The 25,358-nt window shown below is 72.1% G+C and carries 27 protein-coding genes; 15 read left to right on the top strand and 12 right to left on the bottom strand.

Going from position 1 to position 25,358, the window contains the following annotated elements:
- Window positions 1-337 precede the first annotated feature (337 nt).
- Window positions 338-1,606 carry a L,D-transpeptidase gene (locus IF22_RS0130985; protein ID WP_030337895.1) on the top strand — a complete coding sequence of 423 codons (1,269 nt, stop codon included), beginning with the start codon at window positions 338-340 and terminating at the stop codon, window positions 1,604-1,606.
- 59 nt (window positions 1,607-1,665) lie between these two features.
- Here IF22_RS0130985 and IF22_RS0130980 read toward each other — a convergent pair whose 3' ends face one another.
- Entirely contained in the window at window positions 1,666-2,682 is a 1,017-nt protein-coding gene (locus IF22_RS0130980) for an SMP-30/gluconolactonase/LRE family protein (RefSeq protein ID WP_030337894.1), read from the bottom strand.
- 182 nt (window positions 2,683-2,864) lie between these two features.
- On the opposite strand from IF22_RS0130980, the gene IF22_RS0130975 reads away from it, so the two are divergent.
- Complete coding sequence (locus tag IF22_RS0130975) at window positions 2,865-3,251, top strand: STAS domain-containing protein (RefSeq protein ID WP_051708890.1); 387 nt, start codon at window positions 2,865-2,867, stop codon at window positions 3,249-3,251.
- Between the two features lie 87 nt (window positions 3,252-3,338).
- On the opposite strand, the gene IF22_RS0130970 is transcribed toward IF22_RS0130975, so the two are convergent.
- Both IF22_RS0130970 and IF22_RS0130965 read right to left on the bottom strand, forming a co-directional pair.
- Window positions 3,339-3,731 carry an FKBP-type peptidyl-prolyl cis-trans isomerase gene (locus IF22_RS0130970; protein WP_030337892.1) on the bottom strand — a complete coding sequence of 131 codons (393 nt, stop codon included), beginning with the start codon at window positions 3,729-3,731 and terminating at the stop codon, window positions 3,339-3,341.
- 112 nt (window positions 3,732-3,843) lie between these two features.
- Window positions 3,844-4,401: a DoxX family membrane protein gene (locus tag IF22_RS0130965; RefSeq protein WP_030337891.1), complete on the bottom strand. Its 558-nt coding sequence runs from the start codon at window positions 4,399-4,401 to the stop codon at window positions 3,844-3,846.
- Between the two features lie 189 nt (window positions 4,402-4,590).
- Here IF22_RS0130965 and IF22_RS0130960 point away from each other — a divergent pair, with 189 nt between their 5' ends.
- The gene (locus IF22_RS0130960) at window positions 4,591-5,280 is read left to right on the top strand and encodes a CBS domain-containing protein (RefSeq protein ID WP_030337890.1); all 690 of its coding nucleotides are present in this window, start codon (window positions 4,591-4,593) and stop codon (window positions 5,278-5,280) included.
- 176 nt (window positions 5,281-5,456) lie between these two features.
- Window positions 5,457-6,413: a TerC/Alx family metal homeostasis membrane protein gene (locus tag IF22_RS0130955; protein ID WP_036412683.1), complete on the top strand. Its 957-nt coding sequence runs from the start codon at window positions 5,457-5,459 to the stop codon at window positions 6,411-6,413.
- Between the two features lie 39 nt (window positions 6,414-6,452).
- Here IF22_RS0130955 and IF22_RS0130950 read toward each other — a convergent pair whose 3' ends face one another.
- From IF22_RS0130950 to IF22_RS0130935, 4 genes are read right to left on the bottom strand one after another with little or no spacing between them, the layout of a single operon-like run.
- Window positions 6,453-7,013 carry a hypothetical protein gene (locus tag IF22_RS0130950; RefSeq protein ID WP_030337888.1) on the bottom strand — a complete coding sequence of 187 codons (561 nt, stop codon included), beginning with the start codon at window positions 7,011-7,013 and terminating at the stop codon, window positions 6,453-6,455.
- The gene (locus IF22_RS0130945; RefSeq protein WP_030337887.1) at window positions 7,010-7,531 is read right to left on the bottom strand and encodes a DUF6286 domain-containing protein; all 522 of its coding nucleotides are present in this window, start codon (window positions 7,529-7,531) and stop codon (window positions 7,010-7,012) included. The genes IF22_RS0130950 and IF22_RS0130945 overlap by 4 nt, the downstream gene beginning before the upstream one ends.
- Window position 7,532: 1 nt before the next feature.
- Window positions 7,533-7,904 (bottom strand): Asp23/Gls24 family envelope stress response protein, encoded by a 372-nt coding sequence (locus tag IF22_RS34075; RefSeq protein WP_051708889.1) that lies wholly within the window; start codon window positions 7,902-7,904, stop codon window positions 7,533-7,535.
- Window positions 7,901-8,092, bottom strand: coding sequence for a hypothetical protein (locus tag IF22_RS0130935; protein WP_156058020.1), 192 nt, complete (start codon window positions 8,090-8,092; stop codon window positions 7,901-7,903). The genes IF22_RS34075 and IF22_RS0130935 overlap by 4 nt, the downstream gene beginning before the upstream one ends.
- Window positions 8,093-8,256: 164 nt before the next feature.
- On the opposite strand from IF22_RS0130935, the gene IF22_RS0130930 reads away from it, so the two are divergent.
- Both IF22_RS0130930 and IF22_RS0130925 read left to right on the top strand, forming a co-directional pair.
- Window positions 8,257-9,135, top strand: coding sequence for a PDDEXK family nuclease (locus IF22_RS0130930; protein WP_030337884.1), 879 nt, complete (start codon window positions 8,257-8,259; stop codon window positions 9,133-9,135).
- Between the two features lie 294 nt (window positions 9,136-9,429).
- Window positions 9,430-10,704 (top strand): hypothetical protein, encoded by a 1,275-nt coding sequence (locus IF22_RS0130925; RefSeq protein WP_030337883.1) that lies wholly within the window; start codon window positions 9,430-9,432, stop codon window positions 10,702-10,704.
- Window positions 10,705-10,830: 126 nt separating this feature from the next.
- Here the strand turns inward: IF22_RS0130925 and IF22_RS0130920 are convergent, their stop codons facing one another.
- On the bottom strand, window positions 10,831-11,178 hold the full coding sequence (locus tag IF22_RS0130920) for a histone-like nucleoid-structuring protein Lsr2 (RefSeq protein ID WP_030337882.1): 348 nt from the start codon (window positions 11,176-11,178) through the stop codon (window positions 10,831-10,833).
- Window positions 11,179-11,322: 144 nt separating this feature from the next.
- Window positions 11,323-11,931: a response regulator gene (locus tag IF22_RS0130915; protein ID WP_245233783.1), complete on the bottom strand. Its 609-nt coding sequence runs from the start codon at window positions 11,929-11,931 to the stop codon at window positions 11,323-11,325.
- Between the two features lie 98 nt (window positions 11,932-12,029).
- On the opposite strand from IF22_RS0130915, the gene IF22_RS0130910 reads away from it, so the two are divergent.
- The 5 genes from IF22_RS0130910 (at window position 12,030) to IF22_RS0130890 (ending at window position 18,063) form a co-directional block, all read left to right on the top strand.
- Complete coding sequence (locus IF22_RS0130910) at window positions 12,030-12,761, top strand: sensor histidine kinase (RefSeq protein ID WP_051708888.1); 732 nt, start codon at window positions 12,030-12,032, stop codon at window positions 12,759-12,761.
- An 83-nt stretch (window positions 12,762-12,844) separates the two neighbouring features.
- Window positions 12,845-13,714 carry a manganese catalase gene (locus IF22_RS0130905; RefSeq protein WP_030337879.1) on the top strand — a complete coding sequence of 290 codons (870 nt, stop codon included), beginning with the start codon at window positions 12,845-12,847 and terminating at the stop codon, window positions 13,712-13,714.
- Window positions 13,715-13,851: 137 nt separating this feature from the next.
- The gene (gene lon / locus IF22_RS0130900) at window positions 13,852-16,182 is read left to right on the top strand and encodes an endopeptidase La (protein WP_030337878.1); all 2,331 of its coding nucleotides are present in this window, start codon (window positions 13,852-13,854) and stop codon (window positions 16,180-16,182) included.
- A gap of 144 nt (window positions 16,183-16,326) precedes the next feature.
- On the top strand, window positions 16,327-16,725 hold the full coding sequence (locus IF22_RS0130895) for a DoxX family protein (RefSeq protein WP_342446914.1): 399 nt from the start codon (window positions 16,327-16,329) through the stop codon (window positions 16,723-16,725).
- A 141-nt stretch (window positions 16,726-16,866) separates the two neighbouring features.
- Complete coding sequence (locus IF22_RS0130890; RefSeq protein WP_030337876.1) at window positions 16,867-18,063, top strand: right-handed parallel beta-helix repeat-containing protein; 1,197 nt, start codon at window positions 16,867-16,869, stop codon at window positions 18,061-18,063.
- 94 nt (window positions 18,064-18,157) lie between these two features.
- Here the strand turns inward: IF22_RS0130890 and IF22_RS0130885 are convergent, their stop codons facing one another.
- Together IF22_RS0130885 and IF22_RS0130880 are read right to left on the bottom strand one after the other, a co-directional pair.
- Entirely contained in the window at window positions 18,158-19,891 is a 1,734-nt protein-coding gene (locus tag IF22_RS0130885; protein ID WP_030337875.1) for a DEAD/DEAH box helicase, read from the bottom strand.
- A gap of 105 nt (window positions 19,892-19,996) precedes the next feature.
- Window positions 19,997-20,911, bottom strand: coding sequence for a hypothetical protein (locus IF22_RS0130880; protein ID WP_030337874.1), 915 nt, complete (start codon window positions 20,909-20,911; stop codon window positions 19,997-19,999).
- A gap of 132 nt (window positions 20,912-21,043) precedes the next feature.
- On the opposite strand from IF22_RS0130880, the gene IF22_RS0130875 reads away from it, so the two are divergent.
- Genes IF22_RS0130875 through IF22_RS0130860 form a run of 4 tightly spaced genes read left to right on the top strand, consistent with a single transcriptional unit; the run spans window position 21,044 to window position 24,606 of the window.
- A complete protein-coding gene (locus IF22_RS0130875; RefSeq protein WP_030337873.1) occupies window positions 21,044-22,198 on the top strand; it encodes a sensor histidine kinase in 1,155 nt (384 codons plus the stop codon).
- Window positions 22,195-22,800 carry a response regulator transcription factor gene (locus IF22_RS0130870; protein ID WP_030337872.1) on the top strand — a complete coding sequence of 202 codons (606 nt, stop codon included), beginning with the start codon at window positions 22,195-22,197 and terminating at the stop codon, window positions 22,798-22,800. Before IF22_RS0130875 ends, IF22_RS0130870 begins: the two co-directional genes overlap by 4 nt.
- Window positions 22,801-22,827: 27 nt before the next feature.
- Window positions 22,828-24,027 carry a low temperature requirement protein A gene (locus IF22_RS0130865; protein ID WP_081884184.1) on the top strand — a complete coding sequence of 400 codons (1,200 nt, stop codon included), beginning with the start codon at window positions 22,828-22,830 and terminating at the stop codon, window positions 24,025-24,027.
- 60 nt (window positions 24,028-24,087) lie between these two features.
- Entirely contained in the window at window positions 24,088-24,606 is a 519-nt protein-coding gene (locus IF22_RS0130860; protein ID WP_030337870.1) for a 2'-5' RNA ligase family protein, read from the top strand.
- Window positions 24,607-24,634: 28 nt separating this feature from the next.
- On the opposite strand, the gene IF22_RS34070 is transcribed toward IF22_RS0130860, so the two are convergent.
- A complete protein-coding gene (locus IF22_RS34070; RefSeq protein ID WP_051708886.1) occupies window positions 24,635-25,312 on the bottom strand; it encodes a glycine-rich domain-containing protein in 678 nt (225 codons plus the stop codon).
- Window positions 25,313-25,358 lie beyond the last annotated feature (46 nt).

Genomic DNA, 25,358 nt, shown 5'->3' with positions numbered 1-25,358 from the left:
CTCCAATTGACAAAAGTCCGCCCCCGAGGTGCGCCACCGGCCGTGACCTCCTGCCTCCCGCGCCCCGCACCCGATGGCCGCGCCCGGTCCCGGCCGGCCGTGCCGCGAGGCCGCCCTCGGGGACCGGCGCCCGCGGGCATCCGGACAGTCGACGTCGCGTCGCTCAAGCGGCGCGAAGCGCACGACACCGGTCGGTTGCGCCCCTGTTCCGGCCAACTGGAGCATTGTCGGAAAATGCGTCGATAAATGCGCGGCCAATTATTTCCGAATGCCGCTAATGGCTCACTCGGGCAAGCGAGAATGTGACGGAGGGAAGTCGAAACGGGGGGACTGAAACATGACGTCTAGGCGGCGATTGACGCTGTTGGCCGTAACCATCGCAGCCGCACCACTCGTCCTGGGTGCGTGCACCGCAGAGCGGGAGTCGGCGACCGGCTCGGCCAAGAAGCACGCCGCCCCACCGGAACTCGCCGTGACACCGGGGGACAAGGCCCGGGACGTCCCGGTCAGCGCCGAGGTGGGCACCGTGGTCAAGGGCGGGCGGGTCACCGCCGTACGCCTCACCGACGACAAGGGCAAGCAGGTCAACGCCGAGCCGCGCGAGGACGGCTCCGGCTGGGTGCCGAACGCTCCGCTGCAGCCGAAGCGGACCTACACCGCCGAGGTGACCGCGACCGGTGACTCCGGTGCCACCACCACGCGCAGCACCACCTTCACCACGATGGCCAAATCGACCAAACCGCAGATCACCAGCACACTCTATTTCAACGGTAATCGGACGTACGGCACCGCGATGCCGGTAACGGTGGCGTTCGACCCGGGAATTCCGAAAGAGGCCAGAGCGGATGTGCAGCGGCGGTTGTTCGTAAAGACCAATCCGCCGCAGCCGGGCACCTGGTCGTGGCTGGCCGACGGCACTCAGGTCTATTACCGGGCGCCCGATTTCTGGAAGCCGGGAACCACCATCAGCGTCCGGGCAGGTCTGGAGGGTCTGCCGATCGGCAAGGACAAGGTCGGTGACGCCGAGCGGACCGCGACCTCCAAGATCGGGCGACAGGTCTCGCTGGAGATCGACAATGCCACCAAGCAGATGACGGTGCTGCGCGACGGCAAGCAGATCCGCCGGATCCCGGTCAGCCTGGGCAAGCCGAGCACGCCGAGTTCCAGCGGCAAGATGGTGATCATGGAGAAGCACGAGCGGACCACCTTCGACACCCGGGGCGAGCCGAACGGTGGCTACGTGGTCGACGTCGACGACGCCCAGCGCTACACCTGGGGCGGCGAGTTCATCCACTCCGCCCCCTGGTCGGAGGGGGACCAGGGCAACACCAACGTGTCGCACGGTTGCGCGAACGTCTCCGCTGCGGCGGCCGACTGGCTGATGGGGGTCACGCAGGTCGGTGACCTGATCACCGTCAAGGGCACCGAGGTGGAGCTGCAGCCGGGCAACGGTTGGACCGCCTGGAACGTGAGCTGGGACGAGTTCGCCCGGGGCAGCGCCCTGCCGGTGCCGCCGGGCCTCAAGCCCGCGCCGGTCGCCCCGGCGCACCCGGGCGCGGTGGCCGGCGGATCGCCCGCACCGGCGCCCTCGGTCAGCGGTCGCTGAGTCACCGATCGGCAGCACAGGGCCGGCCCGCCACCATGGCGGGCCGGCCCTGTCGGCCATCACCCCAGGGGTACGCGGGCCACCGCGGACCCGGTCAGGCTGCCCAGCCAGAGCTGGTCGCCGTGCTGGCGTACTCCGGTGATCATCGAGTAGTGCCCGCTCGGGCCGTGCAGCGTCCGGCGGACCGCGCCCGCGCCGTCGACGAGCGCGACCAGCCCGTAGCGGCGGGGCTGCGGTTGCAGGGCGTCGGGCAGCAGAGCGGCGATCTGCCGTAGCCGCGGATGGGGCAGCAGCCGCTCGGCGATCGGCACCCGAGGGCTGGGCAGCGCGATCCAGTACGTCCCGTCACCCACCGAGGCGAGATTGTCCGGGTACGCGGGCAGGTCGGCGAGCACCCGCACGCCGCCGCTCAGCTCGACGCGCAGCAGCCGGTGGGTGCTGGTCTCCACGACCATCAGCGCCGACTCGTCCGGGGTCAGCGCGATCCCGTTGGGGAAGTACAGCCCGTCGGTCACCACCTCGGTGCGGCCGCTGCCCGGCTGGTGGGCCAGCACCCGACCGTTGGGGCGGTGCTCCAGCAGGTCCCGCTTCCAGTGCGAAACCGGAAACCGGTCGGAGCTGTCGGTGAAGTAGATGGTGCCGTCCCGGCCCACCGTCGCGTTGTTGGCCAGGTGCACCGGCGGTGCCGTTCCGGTGAGTTCGCGTACCGCGCCGTCCGGCGTGACCCGCAGCAACCCGCGGTACGCGTCACAGACCACCAGGGCCTCGCCGGACGGGTCCAGCTCGATGCCGAGCGGACGGCCACCGGTCTCGGCCAGCAGGTGGGGTCGGGTGCCGGCGCGCGCGTCGACCGGCCACCACCAGAGCCGACCGTCCTCGTCACCACTGATCACCCGCCCGCCGCCGTCGACCAGGACGTCCTCGGGGCCGACGGCCCCGGCGGGGAGGGGGAGCAACTCGGCCTGGTCGAGCCGCCGGTCGGTGGGGGCCCAGGCGCCGGCCAGCGCCGGAGGGCTGGTCGCCGGTTCGCGGACCGGGCGGATCAGCCGGGGCGGCCGGGGCCGGGGGATCAGCATCGACCTATTCTCCACCCGCGTGCCTGCCGACCCGCGAACTCCGCGTCCGGGCGGCGCGCCGCCCGAGCCCCTGACTCCACCCCGAGAGGGAGACGGTGCAGCTCGGGGTATGCCCCTGGGCGTACCCGGAATCACTGCGTGGAGGGACGAAAGTGTCGGTGGTGGCGGCTAGATTTCGCTGCATGGAAGAGCACAGCGACCGGTTCGACGTGCAGGTCAGCGTGGGTGACGAGCGGGTCCTCATGCGGGTGGCCGGCGAGATCGACATCGCCACGGTGGCCGCGTTCCGGTCCGCGCTGTGGTCCGCGCCGGCCCGCCCGGTGCTTCACGTCGAGTTGTCGCAGCTGCGGCTGCTCTCGGCGGCTGGCGTTCGCACGCTGCTTGCCGCGCATCTGCGCGTCCGGGCCCGCGGTGGCGAGCTGGTGCTGGTCGACCCGAGCCCGGTGGTGGCGCGGGTGCTGCGGGTCAGCGGGCTGCACCGCGTGATGACGATCCTGGAGCCGGCCACGGTGATCGAGGCCGCGCGCCGCCCGGTGGTCGCGACCACCGACCTGCAACTGGCCGCCTGACCCCGCCCGACGAGGCGTGCTCCCACCCGCCGCGCCCGAGGTCGGCGCGGGGCCGCCGGCGGGTGGGCCGGCGACCCCGACAACGACTCAGCGCACGTCGAGCAGGTCGACGACGAAGATCAGCGTCTCACCCGGCTTGATCACGCCGGCCGCGCCGCGGTCGCCGTACCCCAGGTGCGGCGGGATGGTCAGCCGGCGGCGACCGCCGACCCGCATGCCGGCGACGCCCTGGTCCCAGCCGGCGATGACCTGACCGCCGCCGAGCGGGAAGTCGAACGCCTCGCCCCGGTTCCAGGACGAGTCGAACTCGCCGCCGGTGGAGTGCGACACGCCGACGTAGTGCACGCTGACCAGCTGGCCCGGCTCGGCCTGCGGGCCGTCGCCCACGGTGATGTCCTCGATCACGAGGTCGGCCGGCGGTGCACCCTCGATCGGACCAACCTCGGGCTTACCCGATCGGGCGCCTGCTGCCTGGTTCATGCGGGGATCTCCTGCCGTGTTGGGTGATGTGTCCGGTCACCGTCGATCCTGCCGGATCACCCCCCACCGCGTCACCGGTATCGGTGACGCCCGCCGAGGGGTGTGCGTTGGTTCACCGGAGCCAGGGCATCCGCCGGACGATCGGCAGGGCCGCCCACACCCGGCCGAGGCCCACCGTGTCGCCGGCGTTGACCAGGGCCAGCACCGCCAGCACCGCGGCGTAGATCAGGTGGTCGTCCATGAAGGGGTTGTTCTCCGGAGGCAGCACGGCGGTCCACATCAGGACCAGCAGCAGCCCACCGGCCACGGCGGCGATCCGCATTCCGATGCCGAGCAGCAGGGCGACACCGATCCCGGCCAGGCCGATCATGAAGAGCCAGTCCGCCCAGGCGGCACCGGCGATCGAGGTGTAGACGTCCTTGAACGGCCCGGCCACGCCGAAGGTCAGGAAGCCCTTGGTGGGGCTGCCCCCGTTGATCCAGGCGTTCTTCTGCTCGGTGCCCATCCCGAAGCCGAACAGCTTGTCGACGAAGGCCCAGAGGAAGATCCAGCCGAGCGCCAGCCGGGTGCCGGCCAGGATGTACCGGACGGCCCGGTCGTGCACGGTGCCGGCCTTCGCAGCGGTGTTCTCGGCGGTGACCCGCTCGATCGTCGCGGTCATGGTCTCCACGTCCCTTCTCAGCTTCGCACCGCGCTTCCCGGTGGCATCTCCAGTGGACGCCCACGGCGCTTTCGGCGGCAGGGCCGACAGACCGCAACGGCCCGGGACGTTCGACCCCCTCCGGTCCGGTCCGGCGACCCTGACGACCGTCGACACCCCGCCGTAGCGTCCGAGATGGACCAGGAGAGGGAGGCCGTGATGAGGACCTGGCAGGTGGGTGACGTGATGACCCGGGAGGTCGAGACGGTGGTTGCCGACACCCCGTACCGGGAGGTCGTCGACGTGCTGTTGCGCCGCGGGGTCAGCGCGGTGCCGGTGATCGACGATTTCCGTCGGGTGCTGGGGGTGGTGTCCGAGGCCGATCTGCTGCACCGGGTCGAACGCGCCGGTGAGCCGGCGCTGCGACGGGTCTTCGAGAGCCGCCGACGGCGCGGTGCCCGGGGCAAGAGCGCGGCAGTGCTGGCCGGTGACCTGATGACCGCGCCGGCGATCACCACGAATCCGCAGGCGGCGCTGTCCGCCGCCGCCCGGCTGATGGACCGCGAACAGGTCAAGCGGCTGCCCGTGCTGGACGACCTCGGTCGGTTGGTCGGCATCGTCAGTCGTGCCGATCTGCTGCGGGTGCACCTGCGGTCGGACGCCGAGATCCGCGAGGACGTGGTGCAGGAGGTGCTCCGCCGGGTGCTCGCCGTACGGGACGGACTGGTGACCGTGGAGGTCCGTCACGGTGACGTGACGCTGGCCGGTCGGCTGGACCGTCGCTCCGCCGTGGACCTCGCCGGTCGGCTCGCGGGGCAGGTCAGTGGCGTCGTGCGGGTGATCAACGCAATCGCCTACGACGCCGACGACACGGTTCTCGACCCCGGCCAGGTGATGCCGGTCGCCTGAGCGCGGGTCGCGCGCCCGACCCCGACCGCGCGCACCGACTCCCGCTGCCGGTCGCCGCCCGGGTCGAGCGGGCCGGCCCGGCGACCCGGACTTCGTCGGACCGCCCGATGCCGGGTCGGGCGGTCACCTAGGCTCGAAAGAGGGCCGGCCTAGTGACGGGCGGTGCGCGGTGGTCGATGCGGAGGGCGTCGGTGGCTGAGGCGACGGTCGCGGTTCCGCTGTGGGCCTGGGCGGCGGTCGGCGTGGTGATCGCGGTGATGCTCGCCGTGGATGTGCTCCTGCACCGGGACAACCACGTCATCGAGCTCCGCGAGGCGGTGCTGTGGAGCGCCGTCTGGATCGGCGCGGGTCTGCTGTTCGGGCTGGTCGTCTGGTGGGGCCTCGGCGGTGACCCGGCCATCGCGTACTTCTCCGGCTACCTGCTGGAGAAGGCGCTCTCGGTGGACAACGTGTTCGTCTTCGCGCTGCTCTTCGGCTACTTCCAGGTGCCGCCGGGCTACCAGCACAAGGTGCTGTTCTGGGGTGTCGTGGGCGCGCTCGTCTTCCGGCTGCTGTTCATCCTCGCCGGTGCCGAGCTGCTGGACCGGCTCACCTGGGCCGGGTTCGTGCTGGGCGGGTTCCTGGTCTGGACCGGCTGGCGGCTGGCCGTACGCGGAAAGCCGGACGTCGACCCGGAACGCAACGTCGTGGTCCGGCTGTTCCGCAGGTTGGTGCCCACCGACGCCCGCTACCACGGCGACCGGTTCACCGCCCGGGTGGCCGGCCGGCGGGTGGCGACGCTGCTGCTGGTGGCGCTCGTCTCCATCGAGGCCACCGATGTGGTCTTCGCCATCGACTCGGTGGCGGCGATCCTCGCCATCACCACCAACACCTTCCTGGTCTGGACGGCCACCGCGTTCGCCGTCCTGGGTCTGCGCAGCCTCTACTTCTGCCTCGCCGGCCTCCTGCGGCACTTCGGCTACCTGCGGTACGGGCTCGCGCTGCTGCTGGCCTTCGCCGGGCTGAAGCTGATTCTCGCCGAGACGCCGGTGGGCAAGCTGCCGGTCTGGCTGACCCTCGCCGTGGTGGTGCTGACCCTGGCGGTCTCCATGGGCGCCAGCGTCCTGGCCGCCCGCCGCCGCGCCGACGGCTGACCCGCCGGCACCGATCCGGCCGGTCGGTGCGGCGGCGGGTCACTGAGGGGCGGGCTCGATGCGGGCGGTCACGTCGAGGTGCGCGGGCTGGCAGTGGGTCGTCGCCGCGAATCGGCGGACTGCCGCGTGCACGTGCTCGCGTACGCCGGCGGCCGGCGCGTCGGCGGTGAGGTCCACCCGGATCCACACGTCGGGGTGCGGTGCCGGGCCGGTGAGCACCACCCGGGCCCGGCGTACCCCGGGGTTGCCGCTCAGGTCGCGTACCAACGCGTCGGTGAGAACGTCGGCGGGGAGCCGGGTCCGGCCCGGCCGGCGTCCGGGATGGCTCAGCGTGCCGCGCAGCGTGCCGCCGGGGCCCCGCAGCTCCCGGGCCAGCAGGCGCTGCCCGGCCAGGGCGAACAGCGCCCCGACCACGGCCACCGCCAGGGTGCTCCACGGCGCGGCCGTCCGCCACCGGTCGACCACATCGGCGCTGAGCAGCGCCGCCGCCGGGTCGACGCCGGGCAGGGTGCCGAGGCTGGCCGCCAGCGCCACCGCGCCGCCCGCCACCAGCAGCAGCGCGATGACGGTCCACAGCAGTCGGTGCGCGGCGTTGGTCACGCCGGCCGCCGTCGGGGCAGCAGCCGGACGTCGACCCGGGCGGGGCGGGGCGCGGTGAGCCGGTGCAACTCCTGGTGCACGGCGAACTCGATCTCCGCCCGGGCCGCCGGGTCGCCGCTCGCGCGGATCCGGGGGCGCCACTGGCCGTGGTGCCGTCGGAGCCGGGCGCGGGCGCGGCGGACGCCCGGCACCGCGGCGGCGGCGTCGGCGAGCCGGCGTTCCACACAGCGCCGGTGCAGGTACCAGCCGTCGTGCTCGTCGGCGCGCAGGCGGACCGGCGCCCAGCGGCGCAGCTGGGCGGCGAGCAGCGCCAGGCCCAGCAGGAGGCTCGCAGTGGCCACGGTGCGGACCGTGGGATCGCGCCACCGGGTGGCGCTCAGCGCGTCCCACCAGCCGGTGGTGTCCAGCGGTGCGCGGCGGTGCACTGTGAGGAGCACCGCCTGCACGGCCGTCACCGCGCCGCCGACGAGCAGCGCGGCGCCCAGCAGCACCGACGCGATCCGGTTGGCGGTGCGCATCTCAGCCGTCCTCGGGCGCGGCGGCGCCGGCTGCGGAGGAGTCGACGCCGGGGACGAGCAGGTCGTCCACGGTGACGGTCACCACCGCCACGGTGAGCCCGGTCTGGGCGGCCACCTGGTCGGCGACCACCGTTCGGACGGTTTCGGCGATCGTCGGCACGCTGTGCCCGTACCAGGTGATCAGGTGCAGGTCGAGTCCGACGGACCGGTCATCCAGGCGGACCGCCGCCGGGCGGACCACGGACACGCCCGGCACGAGGCTGGCCGCCTGCGCCGCGATCCGCGCGACATCGGCCGCGTCGCCCGACAAACCGGTCGTCCCGGCGGCCATCCCGGTGCCGGGGTTCGGCCCGGTGGACGGACGGGTGGTCATGGGCGTCGCCGAGCGTCGCCGCGACGGTCACCGAGCCCGGTCACCGCGAGGTCGCCGTCGAGCACCCGGACGACCAGCCAGCCGAGCAGGCCGGCGAGCACGGCGAGGGCGGCCGCGCCGGCGCCGGCGAGCGCCCAGACCGCCACGGCGAGGAACCCGGCGAGGAAGCCGAACTGCTGTCGCGACATGCGCACCTCCGGGCCGGTCCGGTACCGGCGGTCGCTGGATACACCCGGCGGCCACCCCTGGAACATCGGCACTGCTGTGATCCCGGTCACATCAGAAGTCGGTGGCCCATGATCGACCACCTAGACTCGGCCCGGCTCGACCGACCGGCGGATGGATCAGGCAGATGACGAGCACCGGGAGCGACGACCGCGGCTGGCTGCGGGCGATGCCCGCCGAGGCGGGGCACGACGCCCTGCTCAGCCGTGCCAACCACCTGGTCCTGCCGGCACGTCGGCTCAGTGATCTGGTCCAGGGCCGTCCGGCCGGTGTCACCGGCAGCCAGTGGACCTCGGCGAGCCGCGCCAGCTTCGACTTCGTGGTCTACGCCGCCGACACCGGCCGCCCAGTCGTCGCCGTGGAGATCGGCCCGGTGCCGAGCGCCGCCTCGGCGGAACAGCGCGTGCAGCGACTCACGGACGCGGTGAGCGCCGCCGCCGGCCTGCCCGTGCTGCGGATCGGTTCGCCGACGCTACGGGCCGCCGAACACGGCCGCCGCCTGGTCGAGTACGTGATCGACGCGCGCGCGTACGCCGCGGGCGCCGGGGCCACCGTCGCCGGCACCGAGCCCGCGCCGGTGGGCTTCCGGGACATCCTGGGCCGACTGCCCGACGGGCGTACCGGGTCGGTCAACGACCTCGGCGCGCTGACCCGCGCGGCGGCCGTCGAGGCGTACGTGGCCGGGCAGGTGGCCGACCCGATCGTGCGAGGGCTGCACGTGCGCTGGCTGGACGGGCCGGCCCAGGGGTGGAGCTGGGTGCAGGTACGCCCCGACGCGTGCCTCGTCGAGATGGTCTCGGTGACCGAACACCGCTTCTCCTGCGGCATCGACGCGGCCCGGCTGGCCGAGGATCTCGCCGCCGTCGCCGTGGGGGAGCGACTGCGGGAGAACGCGGTGGCGAACCTGCTGCCGCGCGCCGAGTGGACCGCGCGGATCGCCGCGCTGAGCGAGCGCCGCCACGAACTGGTCGGCGGTTTCGCCTTCGACCATCTCTGCGCCGACTGACCGCACCCGTTTCACCTGCTCTTCCCCGCCGCGTACCGGCTCCGTGTCGGGTCGCGGCAATTTCCTGTGCGTCAGTTGAACCTTCCCGGCACCCGCCCCGTACTCCTGCGCGAATGAACAGGATCTCCCCATCCGCGTCGACCGGCGCGGGAGACGGTGCGGAAAGGGCATCGTCGGCCATCGACGCATTACCGGGTGGGTCACGGTGGGTCCCTGCCGCGGCCGTGCCCCCACACATCCGTCGGTCCGCCGAGGGCAGAAATCCACTACCGGATCGAGAAGGAGAGCAATTCGATGCGCAGGTCCACTCGGGCGCGCCGGCCTTCCGGCAACGCGCGGAGCAAGCGTCTGCTGGCAGTTGTCGGCACGCTCGCGGTCTTCGGCGGAGTTGTCGCCGTGACTCAGATTTCGTCGGCCCAGGACCGGCGGACAAATAAGCCACGTCCGGCCGCCGGGCAGTGTGTGGAGCCGAGCCCGGGCGCGACCGCGCCGACCGGCGCCGGTTCGACCAGCCGAACCTGGCAGAACGGTCGGTGGGTGCGTAATCACTGGGGTGACGGACAGCAGTCGGTCCCCGAGTGTGAGGACGGCAAGGACGGCACGGTGGGCACCGGCACCGCCGTCGCCTGTCCGGATGTGGCGGCCAAACTGCCGCAGGTGCCGAACCGGGCGCGGGCCGAGGTGGACCGCAACCTCGCCCAGTTGCAGACCCAGATCGCCGAGGCGGACCGCCGGCTGGCCGCCGAGGGCAACAAGGGTGAGGCGTTCATCCGCAACGCGATCCTCCAGCCGTTGGCCGGTAAGCGCCGCGCCGTGCTGGACCGGATCACGACCGCCATCGACCGGGTCGGACCCCGGCCGCAGGGCCTGGCCCAGCTCGCCGAGTGTCAGGTGCAGCCCACCGGCAACACCGGCGGCAACAACGGCGGTGGCAGCACCCCCACCACCACGCCCGGTGGCGGTAACAACGGCGGCGGTAACAACGGCGGCGGTAACAACGGTGGTGGCACCGAGCCCGGCGCCGGGCTCGGCGTGCTCGCCAACGACTGCGACGAGAGCCGGCTCCAGCCGCACGACGGTTTCCAGAACGGCAACCGCTGCGTGAGCACCGAGTTCGGTGAGGTCGGCGCGGCGGCCAACAACCCGTCGCTGCTGATCACCCAGTTCCCCGAGCAGGTTGGCCAGAACCAGCCCTTCACCCTGCGGGTCAGCACCCGCAACCTGGTGCGGGACCGCTTCCTGGCCGCCGGTCAGGGTGGTTACTACGTGGAGAGCTCGCTGCTCAACGACCAGGGCCTGGTCCGTGGGCACTTCCACACCGCCTGCCGGATGCTGGACAGCCTGACCGCGCCGCCGGAGCCGCAGGAGGTGCCCGCGTTCTTCGTCGCGACCGAGGACGGCCGCGGTGGTGCCCAGCCCGACGAGGTGACGATCCAGATTCCGGGCCTGCCGGAGTCGGGTACCGCCCAGTGCTCCGTCTGGGCCGGTGACGGCTCGCACCGCCTGCCGATGATGGAGCGGGCCAACCAGACCCCCGCCTTCGACTCGGTGCGCATCGACGTCAACTGAGGTAGCGACGATGGCCGGCCACCCCGGGGCAACCAACCTGGGGTGGCCGGCCATCGCGTCGCAACGGGCGACCCGGACACACGACGGGGCCCCGCCGTGCTGGCGGGGCCCCGTCGTCGCGTCGCGTCAGCGGTTCTTGTACGCCTCGACAACCTCCACCGGGATCCGGCCGCGCTCGGAAATCTTGTAGCCGTTCTTGACGGCCCATTCCCGGATGGCCCGGTTCTGCTCCCGATCCATTCCCGCGCCGGCGGGTCGGCCCGGCCGTCGGACTGAACGGGCGCTCTCCACCGGACCGCGCCCGATCCGCCGACCCGCATTGATGTACGGGTCGAGCGCCTTGCGCAGGACACCGGCATTCTCGTCGGAGACATCGATCGTGTAGGCCACGCCGTCGAGACTGAACTCCACCGTCCGGTCGGCCTTCCCACCGTCGAGGTCGTCGGTCAGGACCGTGATTACTTTTCTCGCCATTGCCGATTACTCCCTGTGTGCGGCGGGATGTGTCCAAAGTCTGACCTATCACCCCGGTAATCCGCAACAATATGCCTTCCATTCATTCGGCGCGTCGCGATTCCGTTACAGAGCAAAACCGTGAATCGGTCCGATGACCGGGCTTCATTCCCCGAGGACCCCGGCGTGACCGGCGACGGCGGCGGCCTCGGCCCGGTTGGACACTCGCAACTTTCGCAGCAACGCGGCGGTCATACGTTTCACCGTCCGTTCCGAGACGTGCAGTTCTTCGGCGATGTCGACGGTGCTGCGGCCGGCGGCGATCGCCCGCAGCAGCCGCCGTTCCTCACTGTCGAGGTCGACCGACGGGAAGCGCGTGGGCGGCAGCAGAGTGCGCAGCAGTTCGGCCGGCAGCACCGCCCAGCCGTCGAGGATGGCCAGCAGCGGGGGCAGCAGCTCCTCCGGTTCGCTGGTCTTGGGCAGGAAACCCTCGGCGCCGGCCCGCAGCGCCTCCACCGCCGACTCGGGAGCGGCGGAACCGGACATCGCCACCACCCGTACCCGAGGGGTGGTCCGCCGGATCGCCGCCACCGCACGGACGCCGCCGGGCGCGGGCATGTGCAGGTCGACGAGGGCCAGGTCGGGGCGGCAGCCGGCGACGAGAGCCGCCGCCGCGGCGGCGTCGCCGGTGGAGGCGACCACCTCGGCGCGGCCGTTGCTGGTGATCGGGAGCAGCAACTCCAGGCCGCGGACGAAAAGGGGGTGATCGTCCACGACAACGAGTCGCAAGGTGGAGCTTCCCGGCATGTCTGGGCCGTTCCCCAGCGGGTACCGATCATGCGGGTTCGCACCGAACGAGGGGAGTCGGGTGGATGCGCGCACGGCACGGTTTGCGGGACCTGCTGCGAGGGTTGCGCCCCATCGCGCCGACACCCGCCGAGCGGCGAGCGGCGGAGGCTGATTCGGAGTTGCTGCTGCGGGTGTTGTGCCACGAGTTCCGGACGCCGGTGAGCACCCTGACCTCGTTGACCCGCGCTCTGGCCGACGAGCGTCGCGAGCTGACCAGTGCCGATCGGCGGGCGATCACCGAGCTGGCCCGCGACCAGGCCGCACACCTGCAGAGTCTGCTGCGCGACGCGACCGCCGGCACCGGCGCGCTGGCGCTGGCCGCGCAGCCGGAGCCGGTCGTCGCGCTGGCGGGCATCCTGCGGGAGGCCGCCGCGTTGGTGCCGGCCGGTCGGCGGCGGGCACGGGCCACCCGGCGGGCCGCCTCCTGCCCGGTGCCGGCCGGACGCACTCGACAGGTGCTGGTCAACCTGGTGCAGAACGCGTTGCGGCACGGGCCGCCCAACGGGCAGGTCGGGCTCTACGCCACGGTGCGCGGTCCCGGCGTGAGCATCCTGGTCACCGACGAGGGCAGGGTCGACGACGCGCTGCTGGTCGCGCTGCGGCGTCCGACGCCGGCCGTCGGGATGTCCGGTCTGGGCCTGTGGATCGCGCGGCAGCTCGTCGCGACCGACGGGGGAGCGCTGCGGGCGCACCGGCTGCGGCCCCGTGGAGTGGCGCTGGAGGTGCTGCTGCCGGTGGCCCGCCCGCTGGGCTGACCCGGGCGGGCCACCGGTTGGCCCGCTCGGGTCAGCCCAGCGGGAACGGCCTCGCTACCTGTTTCCGGTACCGAGGAGGTCGGATGTTCAGTCACGTCAAGGATCTGCAGTTCGAGGCCAAACCAGACGGCCCGGACGCGGCGTTCGCCCGTCGGCTGCAGGAGGTGCTGGGCGGCAAGTGGGGCGAGATGACAGTCGCCAACCAGTACCTCTTCCAGGGTTGGAACTGCCGGCTGCCCGGCAAGTACAAGGATCTGTTGCTCGATGTCGGCACCGAGGAGATGGGCCACGTCGAGATGATCGTCACGATGATCACCCGGCTCTTGGACAATGCGCCGCTGTCGCTGACCGAGGGGATCGCGGAGGACCCCGGTGGTGCGGCGACCTACGCCGGCGAGAATCCGGCGCACTTCATCCATGGCGGTGGTGGTGCCCTGCCCGCCGACTCCAACGGGGTGCCCTGGAGCGGCGCGTTCGTCACCGCCAGCGGCAACCTGTTGGCCGACTTCCAGCTCAACGTCACCGCCGAGGCGCAGGGTCGGCTCCAGGTCGCCCGGTTGTTCCACATGACCGACGACCCGGGTGTCAAGCAGATGCTGCGCTTCCTGCTGGCCCGCGACACGATGCACCAGAACATGTGGCTGGCGGCGATCGAGCAGCTCAAGGAGGACGGGCTGGAGGAGATGCCGGTGCCGGAGGCGTTCCCGGACTCGGGCGAGTTCACCGAGGAGTACGGCTACACCTATCTGGGTTTCTCCTCGGGCACCGACGCCGCCCAGGGGCGCTGGGCGTCCGGGCCATCGCCCGACGGCAAGGGCGAGTTCCGGTACGACGACAACCCACGCGCGAACGCGCCGGAGCCGGTGCTGCCGCCGGGTGACCCCCGCCTGTACGGCACCAATCCGGGGGTGGCCGGCTCGGTGGTGAACACGGTGAAGAGCAAGCTCACCTGAGGTCTCCCGTCGGGTCGCCCACCGGTCCTGGGCGACCCGACGGAACCGGCCGGGGAAGTGGTCTGGGTCACAGATCGGAACAAGGGGAACGCTTTGTTACTTGAGTGAGACACGCTCAACTCAACGCGAGGTGTTCGATGGCAACTCTTCCGGTACTTCCCCTGACCGACGCCGTGCTGCTGCCCGGCATGGTCATCCCGGTGACCCTCGACCCCACCACCCAGGCCGCGATCGACGCGGCGCGGGCGACCGGCGACCGCAAGCTGCTGGCCGTGCCGCGCATCGACGGCGAGTACGGGCCGGTCGGCGTGGTCGCCACCATCGAGAAGGTCGGCCGGCTGCCCGAGGGTGAGCCCGCCGCCGTCATCCGTGGCCTGTCCCGGGCCCGGATCGGGTCCGGCGTGCCCGGCCCCGGCGCCGCCCTCTGGGTCGAGGCGACCGAACTCGACGAACCCGCCTACGCCGGTCGGGCCCGTGAACTCGCCCGCGAGTACCGCGCCCTGGTGACCTCCGTGCTCCAGCAGCGGGGCGCCTGGCAGGTCATCGACGCGGTGGAGCGGATGACCGACCTTTCCGAGCTGGCCGACTCGGCCGGTTACGCGCCCTGGCTGACGCTGGAGCAGAAGACCGAGCTGCTCGCCGCGCCGGACGTCACCGCCCGGCTGGAGCTGCTGGTCGGCTGGGTGAAGGACTACCTGGCCGAGCAGGAGGTCACCGAGCAGATCAACAGTGACGTCCGCGAGGGGCTGGAGAAGTCCCAGCGCGAGTTCCTGCTGCGTCAGCAGCTCGCCGCGATCCGTAAGGAACTGGGCGAGGACGAGCCGGACGGCTCCGCCGACTACCGGTCCCGGGTCGAGTCCGCCGAGCTGCCGGAGAAGGTCCGCGAGGCGGCCATGCGCGAGGTCGGCAAGCTGGAGCGGGCCAGTGACGCCTCCCCGGAGGCGGGCTGGATCCGCACCTGGCTGGACACCGTGCTCGAGATGCCGTGGGGCACCCGTACCGAGGACAACACCGACCTGGCCGCGGCCCGGGCGGTGCTCGACGCCGACCACGCCGGCCTGTCCGACGTGAAGGACCGCATCCTGGAGTACCTGGCGGTGCGCAACCGGCGGGCCGAGCGCAACCTCGGCGTGGTCGGCGGTCGCGGCTCCGGCGCGGTACTCGCCCTCGCCGGCCCTCCCGGGGTCGGCAAGACCAGCCTCGGCGAGTCCGTGGCGCGGGCGCTCGGACGCAACTTCGTCCGGGTCTCGCTCGGCGGCGTCCGCGACGAGGCGGAGATCCGCGGGCACCGGCGCACCTACGTGGGTGCGCTGCCCGGCCGGATCGTCCGCGCGCTGCGCGAGGCCGGCTCGATGAACCCGGTCGTGCTCCTCGACGAGGTGGACAAGCTGGCCGCCGGCTACGCCGGTGACCCCGCCGCCGCCCTGCTGGAGGTGCTCGACCCGGCCCAGAACCACACCTTCCGGGACCACTACCTGGAGGTCGATCTGGACCTGTCCGACGTGCTCTTCCTGGCCACCGCCAACGTGGTGGACGCCATCCCCGGCCCGCTGCTGGACCGGATGGAGCTGGTCATGCTGGACGGGTACACCGAGGACGAGAAGGTATCCATCGCCCGCGACCACCTACTGCCCCGGCAGCGGGAGCGGGCTGGGTTGACCGCCGAGGAGGTGACGGTCGCCGACGAGGCTCTCGCGCTGATCGCGGGGGAGTACACCCGGGAGGCCGGCGTGCGGCAGCTCGAACGGGCCCTGGCCAAGATCCTGCGCAAGGTGACGGTGACCCTGGCGACCGACCCCACGCCGGTACGCGTCGACACCGACAACCTCACCGGCTACCTGGGGCGGCCGAAGTTCACCCCGGAGTCGGCCGAGCGCACCGCGGTGCCGGGCGTGGCCACCGGCCTGGCCGTCACGGGTGCCGGTGGTGACGTGCTCTTCATCGAGGCGACCAGCATGGAGGGCGAGCCGGGGCTGACCCTGACCGGCCAGCTCGGTGACGTGATGAAGGAGTCGGCGCACATCGCGCTCTCCTACCTGCGCTCCAACGGGCGGCGGCTCGGTATCGACCCGAACGCCCTCGCGGGACGCCGGATCCACGTCCACTTCCCGGCGGGCGCGGTGCCCAAGGACGGTCCGAGCGCCGGCATCACCATGGTCACGGCCCTGGCGTCGCTGGTCACCGGTCGCCCGGTCCGCCCCGAGTTCGGGATGACCGGTGAGGTGACGCTCTCCGGTCGGGTGCTGCCGATCGGTGGGGTGAAGCAGAAGCTGCTCGCCGCGCACCGGGCCGGTCTCACCGAAGTGATCATCCCGGCGCGCAACGAACCGGACCTGGACGACCTGCCGACCGAGGTGCGCGAGGCGCTGACCGTGCACACCCTGGCCGACGTGGCCGACGTGCTCGCCCTGGCGCTGCGCCCGGCCGACGTGAAGACGCTGGACGGTCCGGCGCTCTTCACGGTCTGACGTACCAGGCGACAGGCCCCCGCCGCTCACGAGACGGCGGGGGCCTGTCGCTGTGCCCGGGTCCCGGAGGACCGTACTGTCGTGCTTGAGACGTCAACTACCTCTCCGCCGTAGGGCGGTCCCCCGGAGGAAACCCCTGTGAACATGGTGCTGTGGATCGTTCAGATCCTGCTCGCTGCCATCTTTGGCGGCATCGGCGTGGTCAAGCTGACCCAACCCAAGGAGAAGCTGCACGAGACGATGGGCTGGACGAAGGCCGCCACGCCGATCCAGGTCAAGGCCATCGGCGCCCTGGAACTGCTGGCCGCCATCGGGCTGCTGCTGCCCGCCCTCACCGGCATCGCCACGGTGCTCACCCCGCTCGCCGCGCTCGGGCTGGTCATCATCATGATCGGCGGCATCGTGGTGCACCTGCACGGGGTGCGGACGGCCACCGTGCCGGAGCGGCGCACGGTGGAGATCCAGGGCATCGTGACGTGCGTGGTGCTGCTCGTCCTCGCCGCGCTTGTGGCCTGGGGCCGCTTCGGGCCGTACCCCCCCTGACCCGCAGCGCCGGCGACCGTCCCACCCGGACGGTCGCCGGCGGCGTTCTCCGCGCTCGTCGGAGCCCGCACCCGTGCCCCCTGCGGGCCGCTGATCGGCTATAGGGTCGGCCTCCGCACAGTGTTCATCACGGGGAGACGCATGGAAGCGAACGCCAACACGTCCGGTGCCCTGCCGCCGACGGTGCCGCACCGGCCGGAACCAGCGGGCCGAGGGCTGGGACGACGGGCCCTGTTCGCCGGCGGAGCCGGCGCTGCGGTCGTGGCGACGCTTGCCACACCGGCCAGAGCCGAGCCGACGACGGTACGGGAGGGCGCGCTCAGCCTGCGTGACCCCCGGGTCGGCTGCCTGCTCGACGGCAGTGACGAGGCGGCGAAGGTCGAGGTCGCGCTGAAGCTGCTGCCGAAGGAGGGTGGGGAGATCTTCCAGCCGGTGGGCCGACTCGGCCTCGGATCGGAGGTCACCTTCCCGACCAGCCTGACCTGGACCGGGGAGAACATCGGCGCGGCGATCATCCAGCCGGCCCCGGGTTACACCGGTCGCCTGGTCTCGTCGGGCATCTACAACCAGATCTCGAACGTGCACTTCTACGGCAAACGCACGTCGGGGGTGCTGCTGACCATCCGTGCCCCTCGGTCGACCTTCCACCACCTGCACTTCAGCAACTCGGGCAGCCACGCCATCGAGTTCGTCGGCACGGCCGAGGCCACCAGCGCCCACGCGAACAAGATCACCGACATCAACGTCGAGGACTGCGTCGGCATCGGCATCTTCGTGAACGCCTGGGCCTACGACAACGAGTTCCTCAATGTCTGGATCGGTGAGTGCGCGACCGGCCTACGACTGCACGACGGTGCCTGCTTCTTCGACAACCTGCACGTCTGGGGATGCGTCGGCAACGGCGTTGAACTGCGGAACAACGGGCACCGGAACACGTTCCAGAACGTCTACCTCGAGTCGAACGGCACCGGCGGCACCGGGAACGGAGTCGACCTCTGGCAGGTTTGGGGCAACCAGTTCATCGGTGGCCGCCTGTGGCGTAACGCCTCGAACGGCATCGGTGTCTTCTCGTCCGGGCGTACCCGGATCATGGGTCTGGAGATCCACGAGAACGGTGAGAGCGGGATCCGTGGCGGCGACTCCGGCCTGTGCCAGGTGATCGGCAACCAGATCTACTCCGATTCGACGACCACCCGCCGGCAGGACCGGCCGATCGTCACCGTCGGCACGAGCGACAACTGGATCATCAGTAACAACGTGATGCGCGCCTTCGACCACGCGGCGGGCGGTGCCTCGCTGGTCGGCGGCAAGAACGTGGTCACCGGCAACATCGAGTAGAGCCGGTGGGGCGGCGCGGTCACCGCCCCACCGTTCGCACTCCCGTCGCGCGTCGCCGGCGACCGTCGTACCCCGGCGGTCGCCGACGACGCGCTCAGCGCTCGTCGCCGCCGCGGTCCCGGCGTACGGTGGCCTTGCGGCCCTTGATGGTGCTCTGCCGCAACCCGGAGATCACCTCGTCGGCCACCCCCTGCGGCACCTCCACCAGCGAGAACCGGTCGGCGATCTCGATCGAACCGATGTCGCGGCCACGGATGCCGGTCTCCCCGGTGATCGCGCCGACCAGGTCCTGCGGGCGCACCCCGGCCCGTCGGCCCAGACCGACGAAGACCTGGACGGTGTTGCCGCCGCCGGAGCGCGGCCGACCCCCGCCCCGCCGGTCGCCGCCCCGGCCGCCGGACTCCGGACGACCCTCGCGCGGGCCGCGCACCGGAACCTGCGGGATCTCCTCCTCGTCGTCGGAACCCGGCGACGTCACCTCGTGGGCCAGCTTCACCGCGGCGAGGGCGACCTCCATCAGGTCGAACTCGTCGGTCAGCGTCTCCACGATCACCCGGTACGGGTCGAGGTCGTCCTCCAGCAGGCTCTCGCGCAGGGCCGCCTGGGTCAGCTCCAACCGGCGGGTCCGCATGTCCGCCACGGTGGGGATCTTGTCGATGGTGATTCGCTGGCCGGTGACCCGCTCGATGGTCTTGAGCATCCGGTGCTCGCGCGGCTCGGCGAGGGTGATCGCCACGCCCTCGCGGCCGGCCCGACCCACCCGACCGATCCGGTGCACGTACGACTCGGGGGCCGACGGCACGTCGTAGTTGACGACGTGGGTCAGCTGCTCGACGTCCAGCCCCCGGGCCGCCACGTCGGTGGCCACCAGCAGGTCGGCGGTGCCCGCCCGCAGCCGGCCCATGACCCGGTCGCGCTGCTCCTGGCTCATGCCACCGTGCAGCGCCTCGGAGCGGTAACCCCGGCCGTTCATCGTCTCGGTCAGCCGGTCGACCTCTTCGCGGCTGCGGCAGAACACGATCGCCGCGGTCGGGGACTCCACGTCCAACACCCGGCCCAGCGCGGCCGGCTTGTGCGCCCGGGTCACGATGTACGCGCTCTGCCGCACCCGGGGTGCCTCACCGGCGACCGGCTGCTCCCGGCCGATCTCGATCCGGACCGGCTCGCGCAGGTGCTGGCGGGCCATCCCGTCGATGCGCGACGGCATGGTGGCCGAGAAGAGCACCGTCTGACGTTGCGCCGGGGCGTGCTCCAGGATCGCCTCGATGTCCTCGGCGAAACCCATGTCGAGCATCTCGTCGGCCTCGTCGAGCACCACCGTGGCCAACCCACCGAGGCGCAGGGTGCCCCGGGCGATGTGGTCGAGGGCCCGCCCGGGGGTGGCCACCACCACGTCGACGCCGCTGTCCAGTGCCCGCAACTGCCGCCCGATCGGCTGCCCACCGTAGATCGGCAGCACCCGCGCGCCGAGGTCTTTGCCGTAGCGGTGGAACGCCTCGGAGACCTGCACCGCCAGCTCCCGGGTCGGCACCAGCACCAGCGCCACCGGGTCACCGCCCTGGCGGTGTGCCGCCATGAGGTTCAGCAGCGGCAGCGCGAACGCCGCCGTCTTGCCGGTGCCGGTGGCCGCCTGACCCAGCAGGTCCCGACCTTCCAACAGCGGTGGGATAGCCTCCCGTTGGATGGGGGTCGGCTCCTCGTAGCCGAGGGCGGCGAGCGCGCCCAGCAGTTCGGTGCGCAGCCCGAGCTCGGTGAAGGCGCTCACCTCGTCGGTGCCGTCGGGGGTGGCGTCAGTCGGTGCGTCGTGCTGTGCAGGTGCGGAACTCATGCGCCAAGCCTTTCATCACGCCGTCCGGGCCGTTGCGGCGACTGCCACAAGAACTGTCCCCGGGCCCGTGCTGTGCCCGTTCCCCGGTCCCGGCGGCGGCCTCGGTCAGCCGTCCGTGGTCAGGATGGCCAGCACCATCACCGCGGCGAGGGCCACGTCGAGCACCATGCAGAACTCGGTGTAGCCGCGCGGCACGACCCGGGCGCGGCGGTGGTGCGCCAGGTCCCAACCGGCGTGCGCCAACCAGCCGAACGCCACCAACCAGGCGGCGGTCCGCCCGCCGACCACGACCGCGGCCAGTGTCACAGCGACCCAGCCGGCCAGACCGGCGAGTTGGGTGGCGAGCACCCCCGGCCCGCCGAGCGTGCCACGGACCGCCCCGATCAGCAGGTAGCCGCCGGGCAGCACCAGCATCGTCCACGGGCTGAGCACGCTCGGGTCGACCCACATGTCAACTGTCATCAGCAGCGCCAACCCGGTCGGCCAGCGGTGGGCGAGCGCCACCACGGCCGGGTGCCGGCGGACCGGCGCCGACGTCTCGTGTCGGTGCCGGACCGCCACCAGCACCATCGCCGGGATCATCAGCAGGTGACCGCCGAGGACCATGGCGTCGGCACCGATCAGGCCCACCCGGAACGGCACGAGCAGCAGCAGGAACGGGACGTACATCGCGGCTGCCATCTCGCCGACCGCCCGCCAGCGGTGCGCCCGGTAACGCATCACCACCGTCATCCCGACTGTCATGTTCGTGGCCATCACCAATGCGGCGACCTCCGGCCGGGCCAACGTGCCGCCGACGCCCAGAGCGGTGCCGGCCAGCTCCCACAACGGCGCGAGCAGCAGCATCCCGGCGACCATGGCCAGCGCCATCTCGCCCAGGTGCCACAGCAGTCGCCGCCGGCTGTGGGCCGCTGCCGCGCTGGTCGGCGTCGGGCCCGGAGGCGTCGGGTCGTCGGTGGGCAGCGGCGCTGGTGACGGTACGGCGGTGACGCTGTCCGCGTACATCCTGGTGTTTTCCATGCCTCGACCCTGCCGGTGTCACCGGGGTGGGCGGCAGACCCGTTCGTCACGGGAAAACCGTGCGGATTCCACGGTTCGACAGTGACGATTCGCCGGGGTGGAGCAGGCGCGCGGCGGTCCTAGGATCGGTGCGTGTCGAGCGAGGCGGTGACTCCCCGGGCGGACCGCCGGCTGCGCCGCGCCCGGCAGGCGACGCTGGTGTCGCTGGCCACCGGCGTCTGGGCGAGCGTCCTGCTACCGGCGGTCGGCCTGACCCGCGAGCCCGACCCGGGCCGGGTGGCGCTCGGCGCGGCCGGCATTCTCGCCTTCGTTGTCGCCCAGACCGTCGTGCTGTACACGGCGGTGACGCCGTGGCTCGACCGGCGCTGGCGGCGTCGGGCCGAGCTGAGCCTGGTCGGGGTGGCGGTACTGACCGTTCCGTTGGTGGGTCCGGTGGCGGCCGGCAGCTGGCCGACCTGGGCCTGGCTCGGTGCGGCGCTGATCGGCATGACGCCGCTGCTGGTGCGGTGGCGGGCCGCCCTGGCGGTGACGGCCGGTGTGCTGGCGGTGACGGTCGCGGTGGCCTGGTGCACGGGTGGTTCCGTCCCGCGCCACCTCGGCGTGACCGGTGGGATCGGCGTGGCCGTCGCCGCCGTCAACGGGTTCCAGGTCTGGTTCTGGGACCTGCTCGTGGAGGCCCGGCAGGGCCAGGCCGCGCAGGCTCGGCTGGCCGCGGCCGAGGAGCGGTTGCGCTTCGCCCGCGACGTGCACGACGTGCTGGGGCACCGGCTCACGGTGATCGCGTTGAAGGCCGAACTCGCCGCCCGGCTCGCCCCGGTCGACCCGCAACGGGCCGGGCGGGAGGCCGCCGAGGTGCAACGGTTGGCCGCCTCCGCGCTGAGCGAGGTGCGCGAGACAGTGCACGGCTACCGGGCCGTCGACCTCGACGAACAGCTCACCGCCGTGGTGGGGGTGCTGCGCTCCTGCGGGGTGCGGTGCACGGTGGTGCCGCCACCGACGGACCTGCCGCAACCGGCCGCCGTCGAGTTGGCGGCGGTGCTGCGCGAGGCGAGCACCAACGTGCTGCGGCACAGTCGGGCCGACTGGTGCCGGATCCGCATCGACTGGGAGGATGACGTGGCCAGGATGACAGTGGCCAACGACGGTGCCGACGACAGCGGCCCGGACGCGCACAGCCACGGCCTGCGGGGGCTGGCCGACCGACTCGCCGCCGCCGGGGGAGAGTTGCGGGTACGCCGGGAGGATGCGATCTTCACCCTCGAAGCCACAGTGCCGGCGCGGTCGTGATCCGCGTCCTGCTCGCCGACGACGAGGAGCTGATCCGGGTCGCCGTCGCCGCGCTGCTCGACCTGGAACCGGACGTCGAGGTGGTGGCACACGCCGCCGACGGCCCGGCAGCCGTCAGCGCGGCGCTGGCGCACCGCCCGGACGTGGCGGTGGTGGACCTGGAGATGCCGGGCCTGGACGGCATCGCGGTGGCCGCCGAGCTGACCCGGGTCCGGCCTGACTGCGCGGTGGTCGTGCTGACCGGGCACGGCCGGCCCGGGCACCTGCGCCAGGCGTTGACCGCTGGCGCCCGAGGGTTCCTGCCCAAGGGCGCGCCGGGTGGGGCGCTCGCCGACGTGATCCGCCGAGTGCACGCCGGAGGTCGCTACGTCGACCCGTCGTTGGCCGCCGACGCGCTGACCCTGCCCCCGTGCCCGCTGACCCCACGGGAACTGGAGACCCTGCGGTTGGCCGAGGTCGGCGCCCCGGTCGCGGTGATCGCCCGCCGGGTGCACCTGTCCACCGGCACCGTGCGCAACCACCTCTCCGCCGCCGTGCAGAAGCTCGGCGCTGCCGACCGGGCCGAAGCGGTCCGCACCGCCCGGGACAACGGCTGGCTCTGAGTATCGGCCGGCTGTCAAGATGGGCAAATGCCCAGGAAAGTCGCAGCGGGTCCGGTCGACCCGGTGCGTTCCAGTGCCGTCGAGCTCTTCTTCGACCTTGTCTTCATCTTCACCCTCGGCCGGCTGTCGGCGACCCTGGTCGAGGAGCCCAGCCTGCTCGCCGACGCGCAGGCCGTGATCTTCCTGCTCGCCTTCTGGTGGATCTGGTACAACACCAACCTGGCCACCGACAGCCTCGACTGCGAACGACCCACGGTGCAGATTCTGATCATCTGCGTGATGCTCGGCAGTCTGCTGATGTCCATCAACGTTCCGGACGCCTTCGGTGACCAGGCCTTCGTCTTCGTCAGCGCGTACCTCGGGATCCACCTCGGCCGTACCCTGGTCATGGCCCTCTACCTGCGCGGCACCCCGGCCTGGCGTCGGCCGGTCCGGGGAATCGTCTGGTATCTGCTGTCCGGGACGGTCTGGTTCGCCGGAGCCGCGGCCGACGGCGACGACGCCCGGGTCGTGCTGTGGGCGTGCGCGCTGGCGATCGACTACTCGGGGCCGGTCCTGGGGTGGCCGGTTCCGGGGCTCGGCCGGGCGCGGGCCACCGAGTGGCACCTCTCGGGCGAACACCTCAACGAGCGGTACCGGCAGTTCATCATCCTGGCCCTCGGCGAGACGATCCTGGCCACCGGCAACTTCTACCGGCTGTCGACGCGGGACCTGGCGGACACCACCGCGTTCCTGCTCACCTTCTGGACGGTGGTCTTTCTCTGGTGGACCTACTTCTACCGCACCACGAGCAGCCTCGCCGTGAAGATCGACACCGCCGTCGACCCGTACCGGCTCAACCTGCGGGCGAGCTACACCCATCTGGTGATGGTGGCGGGCATCCTGCTCACCGGCATCGGCGGCGAGTTGATGCTCAAGGAGCCCGGCGGGCAGCGCTCGGCCGGCAACGTCGTGGCGATCCTGATCGGGCCACTGACCTTCCTCGTCGGGCGGATGATCTTCGAGATCTGGGTGTTCGGCCGCCTGACGAGGCACTGCCTCGCGGCCGTGGCGGCGTGCCTGATCCTGAGCCCCGTGGCGGCGCGACTCCCGCCGCTGGCGGTCGGCCTGCTGGGCGCGGCCACCATCACCGTCGTCGCCATCTTCGACCTGACCCACCGGGCCCGGATCGCGGGTGAGGTCAACCCGGTGCCGGACGGGGACCGTTCTCGTCGTCACGCGGTGTGACGCGGCGGCCCGCTGCCCATCCGGGGAGGGCGGCCTGGGCACTGCGGCTAGCGTGGGCGCGTGCGTACGGTGGAACTGCTCTGCTCACCCGGTCTGGAGGTCGCGGTCCGGGCGGTCTGGGGCCGGCTGGCGGCCGCCGGGCTGCCCAGCCTGGACCGCAACGTCCACCCCACCAACCGGCCGCACCTCACCCTCGCCGCCGTCGACGAGTTCCCGCCGGGGGTCGAGCACCGCTTGGCCGAGATGTTCGACGCCACGCTGCCGGTGCCGGTGACCCTCGACCGGGTGGTCGTTCTCGACGGCAGCGCCCCACTGGTCTGGCTGGTCCAACCCAACCCGGCGCTGACCGCGCTGCACGCCGCCGTCTGGGATGTTCTCGCCGAGGCTGAGGGGCAGCGTCCGTGGCACGCTCCCGGCGCGTGGGTGCCGCACCTGAGCCTGGCCCTGCGGTTCCGCAACGCGGACCTGCGGCTGGCCCGCGCCGTCGCCGGTGGACAGCGTCCGACGGGCGCCTTCGCCGCCGCCCGCAGCTACGACGGCACGGACCGGTCGGTGACAGCGCTGACCCGGCTCCGCTGACGCAAGCGCCGTACCGTCCGGGCGGGCCTCAGTTGCTGCCCCCACCGCCATCGCCGTCTCCGCTGAACTCGCCGCCACCGCTGCCGCCCGCACCGCCGGCGTAGCCGTGACGGCCGTCGTTGAAGGGCAAATCGCCACGAATGCCGGGTGGTTTGGGCCGCTTGCCCGGCCCTGCGAGGTGTTGCAGGCAGACCCGGTCGGAAACCGGGAAACACTCGCCACGGCCTCCGCAGTCCGCGAGGTAACGGTTGCCATTGTGGATGTGCAGTTCTTGGTCCACCCGGAACAACAGCGGAAGGCTGTCCGAGCCGCCCCCCTCGTCCCGGCGGCCGTGCTTGAGCGTGGAGAGCAGAAGGGAACGGCGACTGTCGTCGGTCGTGTCGTCGCTTGTCGCCGACCCTGGCCGGTGCTGCGGGGGGCGCCCGAACGCGGTGTCGCAGAACGTGGCGTAGTCCTGCGCATGCAGGGTCAGCTGCTGCCACAGATCGTCCACCACCACCGACGGCATCGACAGCTTCGCGCCCGGCTGGCGGGCGATGATCCGGAACCACTGCCGGGTCGCGGTTTCGACGAGAGCGATGTCTTCGTCGCTGAGCTGGGGATGCCGGTTTCGTAGATGCTGACGCCCGCTGGCGGGAAACCGCAGATCGGACACGGCGCGGAGTCGGCGAGGGTTGCGGTCGCTGCTGAACTTCGTCCAGATCATGCGGTTACTTCCATCCGCCCGGGGGTGCAGGCGCTAGGGCCCCGAC

The organism is Micromonospora parva (assembly GCF_000718515.1).
In the GTDB taxonomy this organism is placed as follows: domain Bacteria; phylum Actinomycetota; class Actinomycetes; order Mycobacteriales; family Micromonosporaceae; genus Micromonospora; species Micromonospora parva.
The sequence above is the reverse complement of the archived record's forward strand: the minus strand, read 5'-3'. Positions and strand labels throughout refer to the sequence as shown.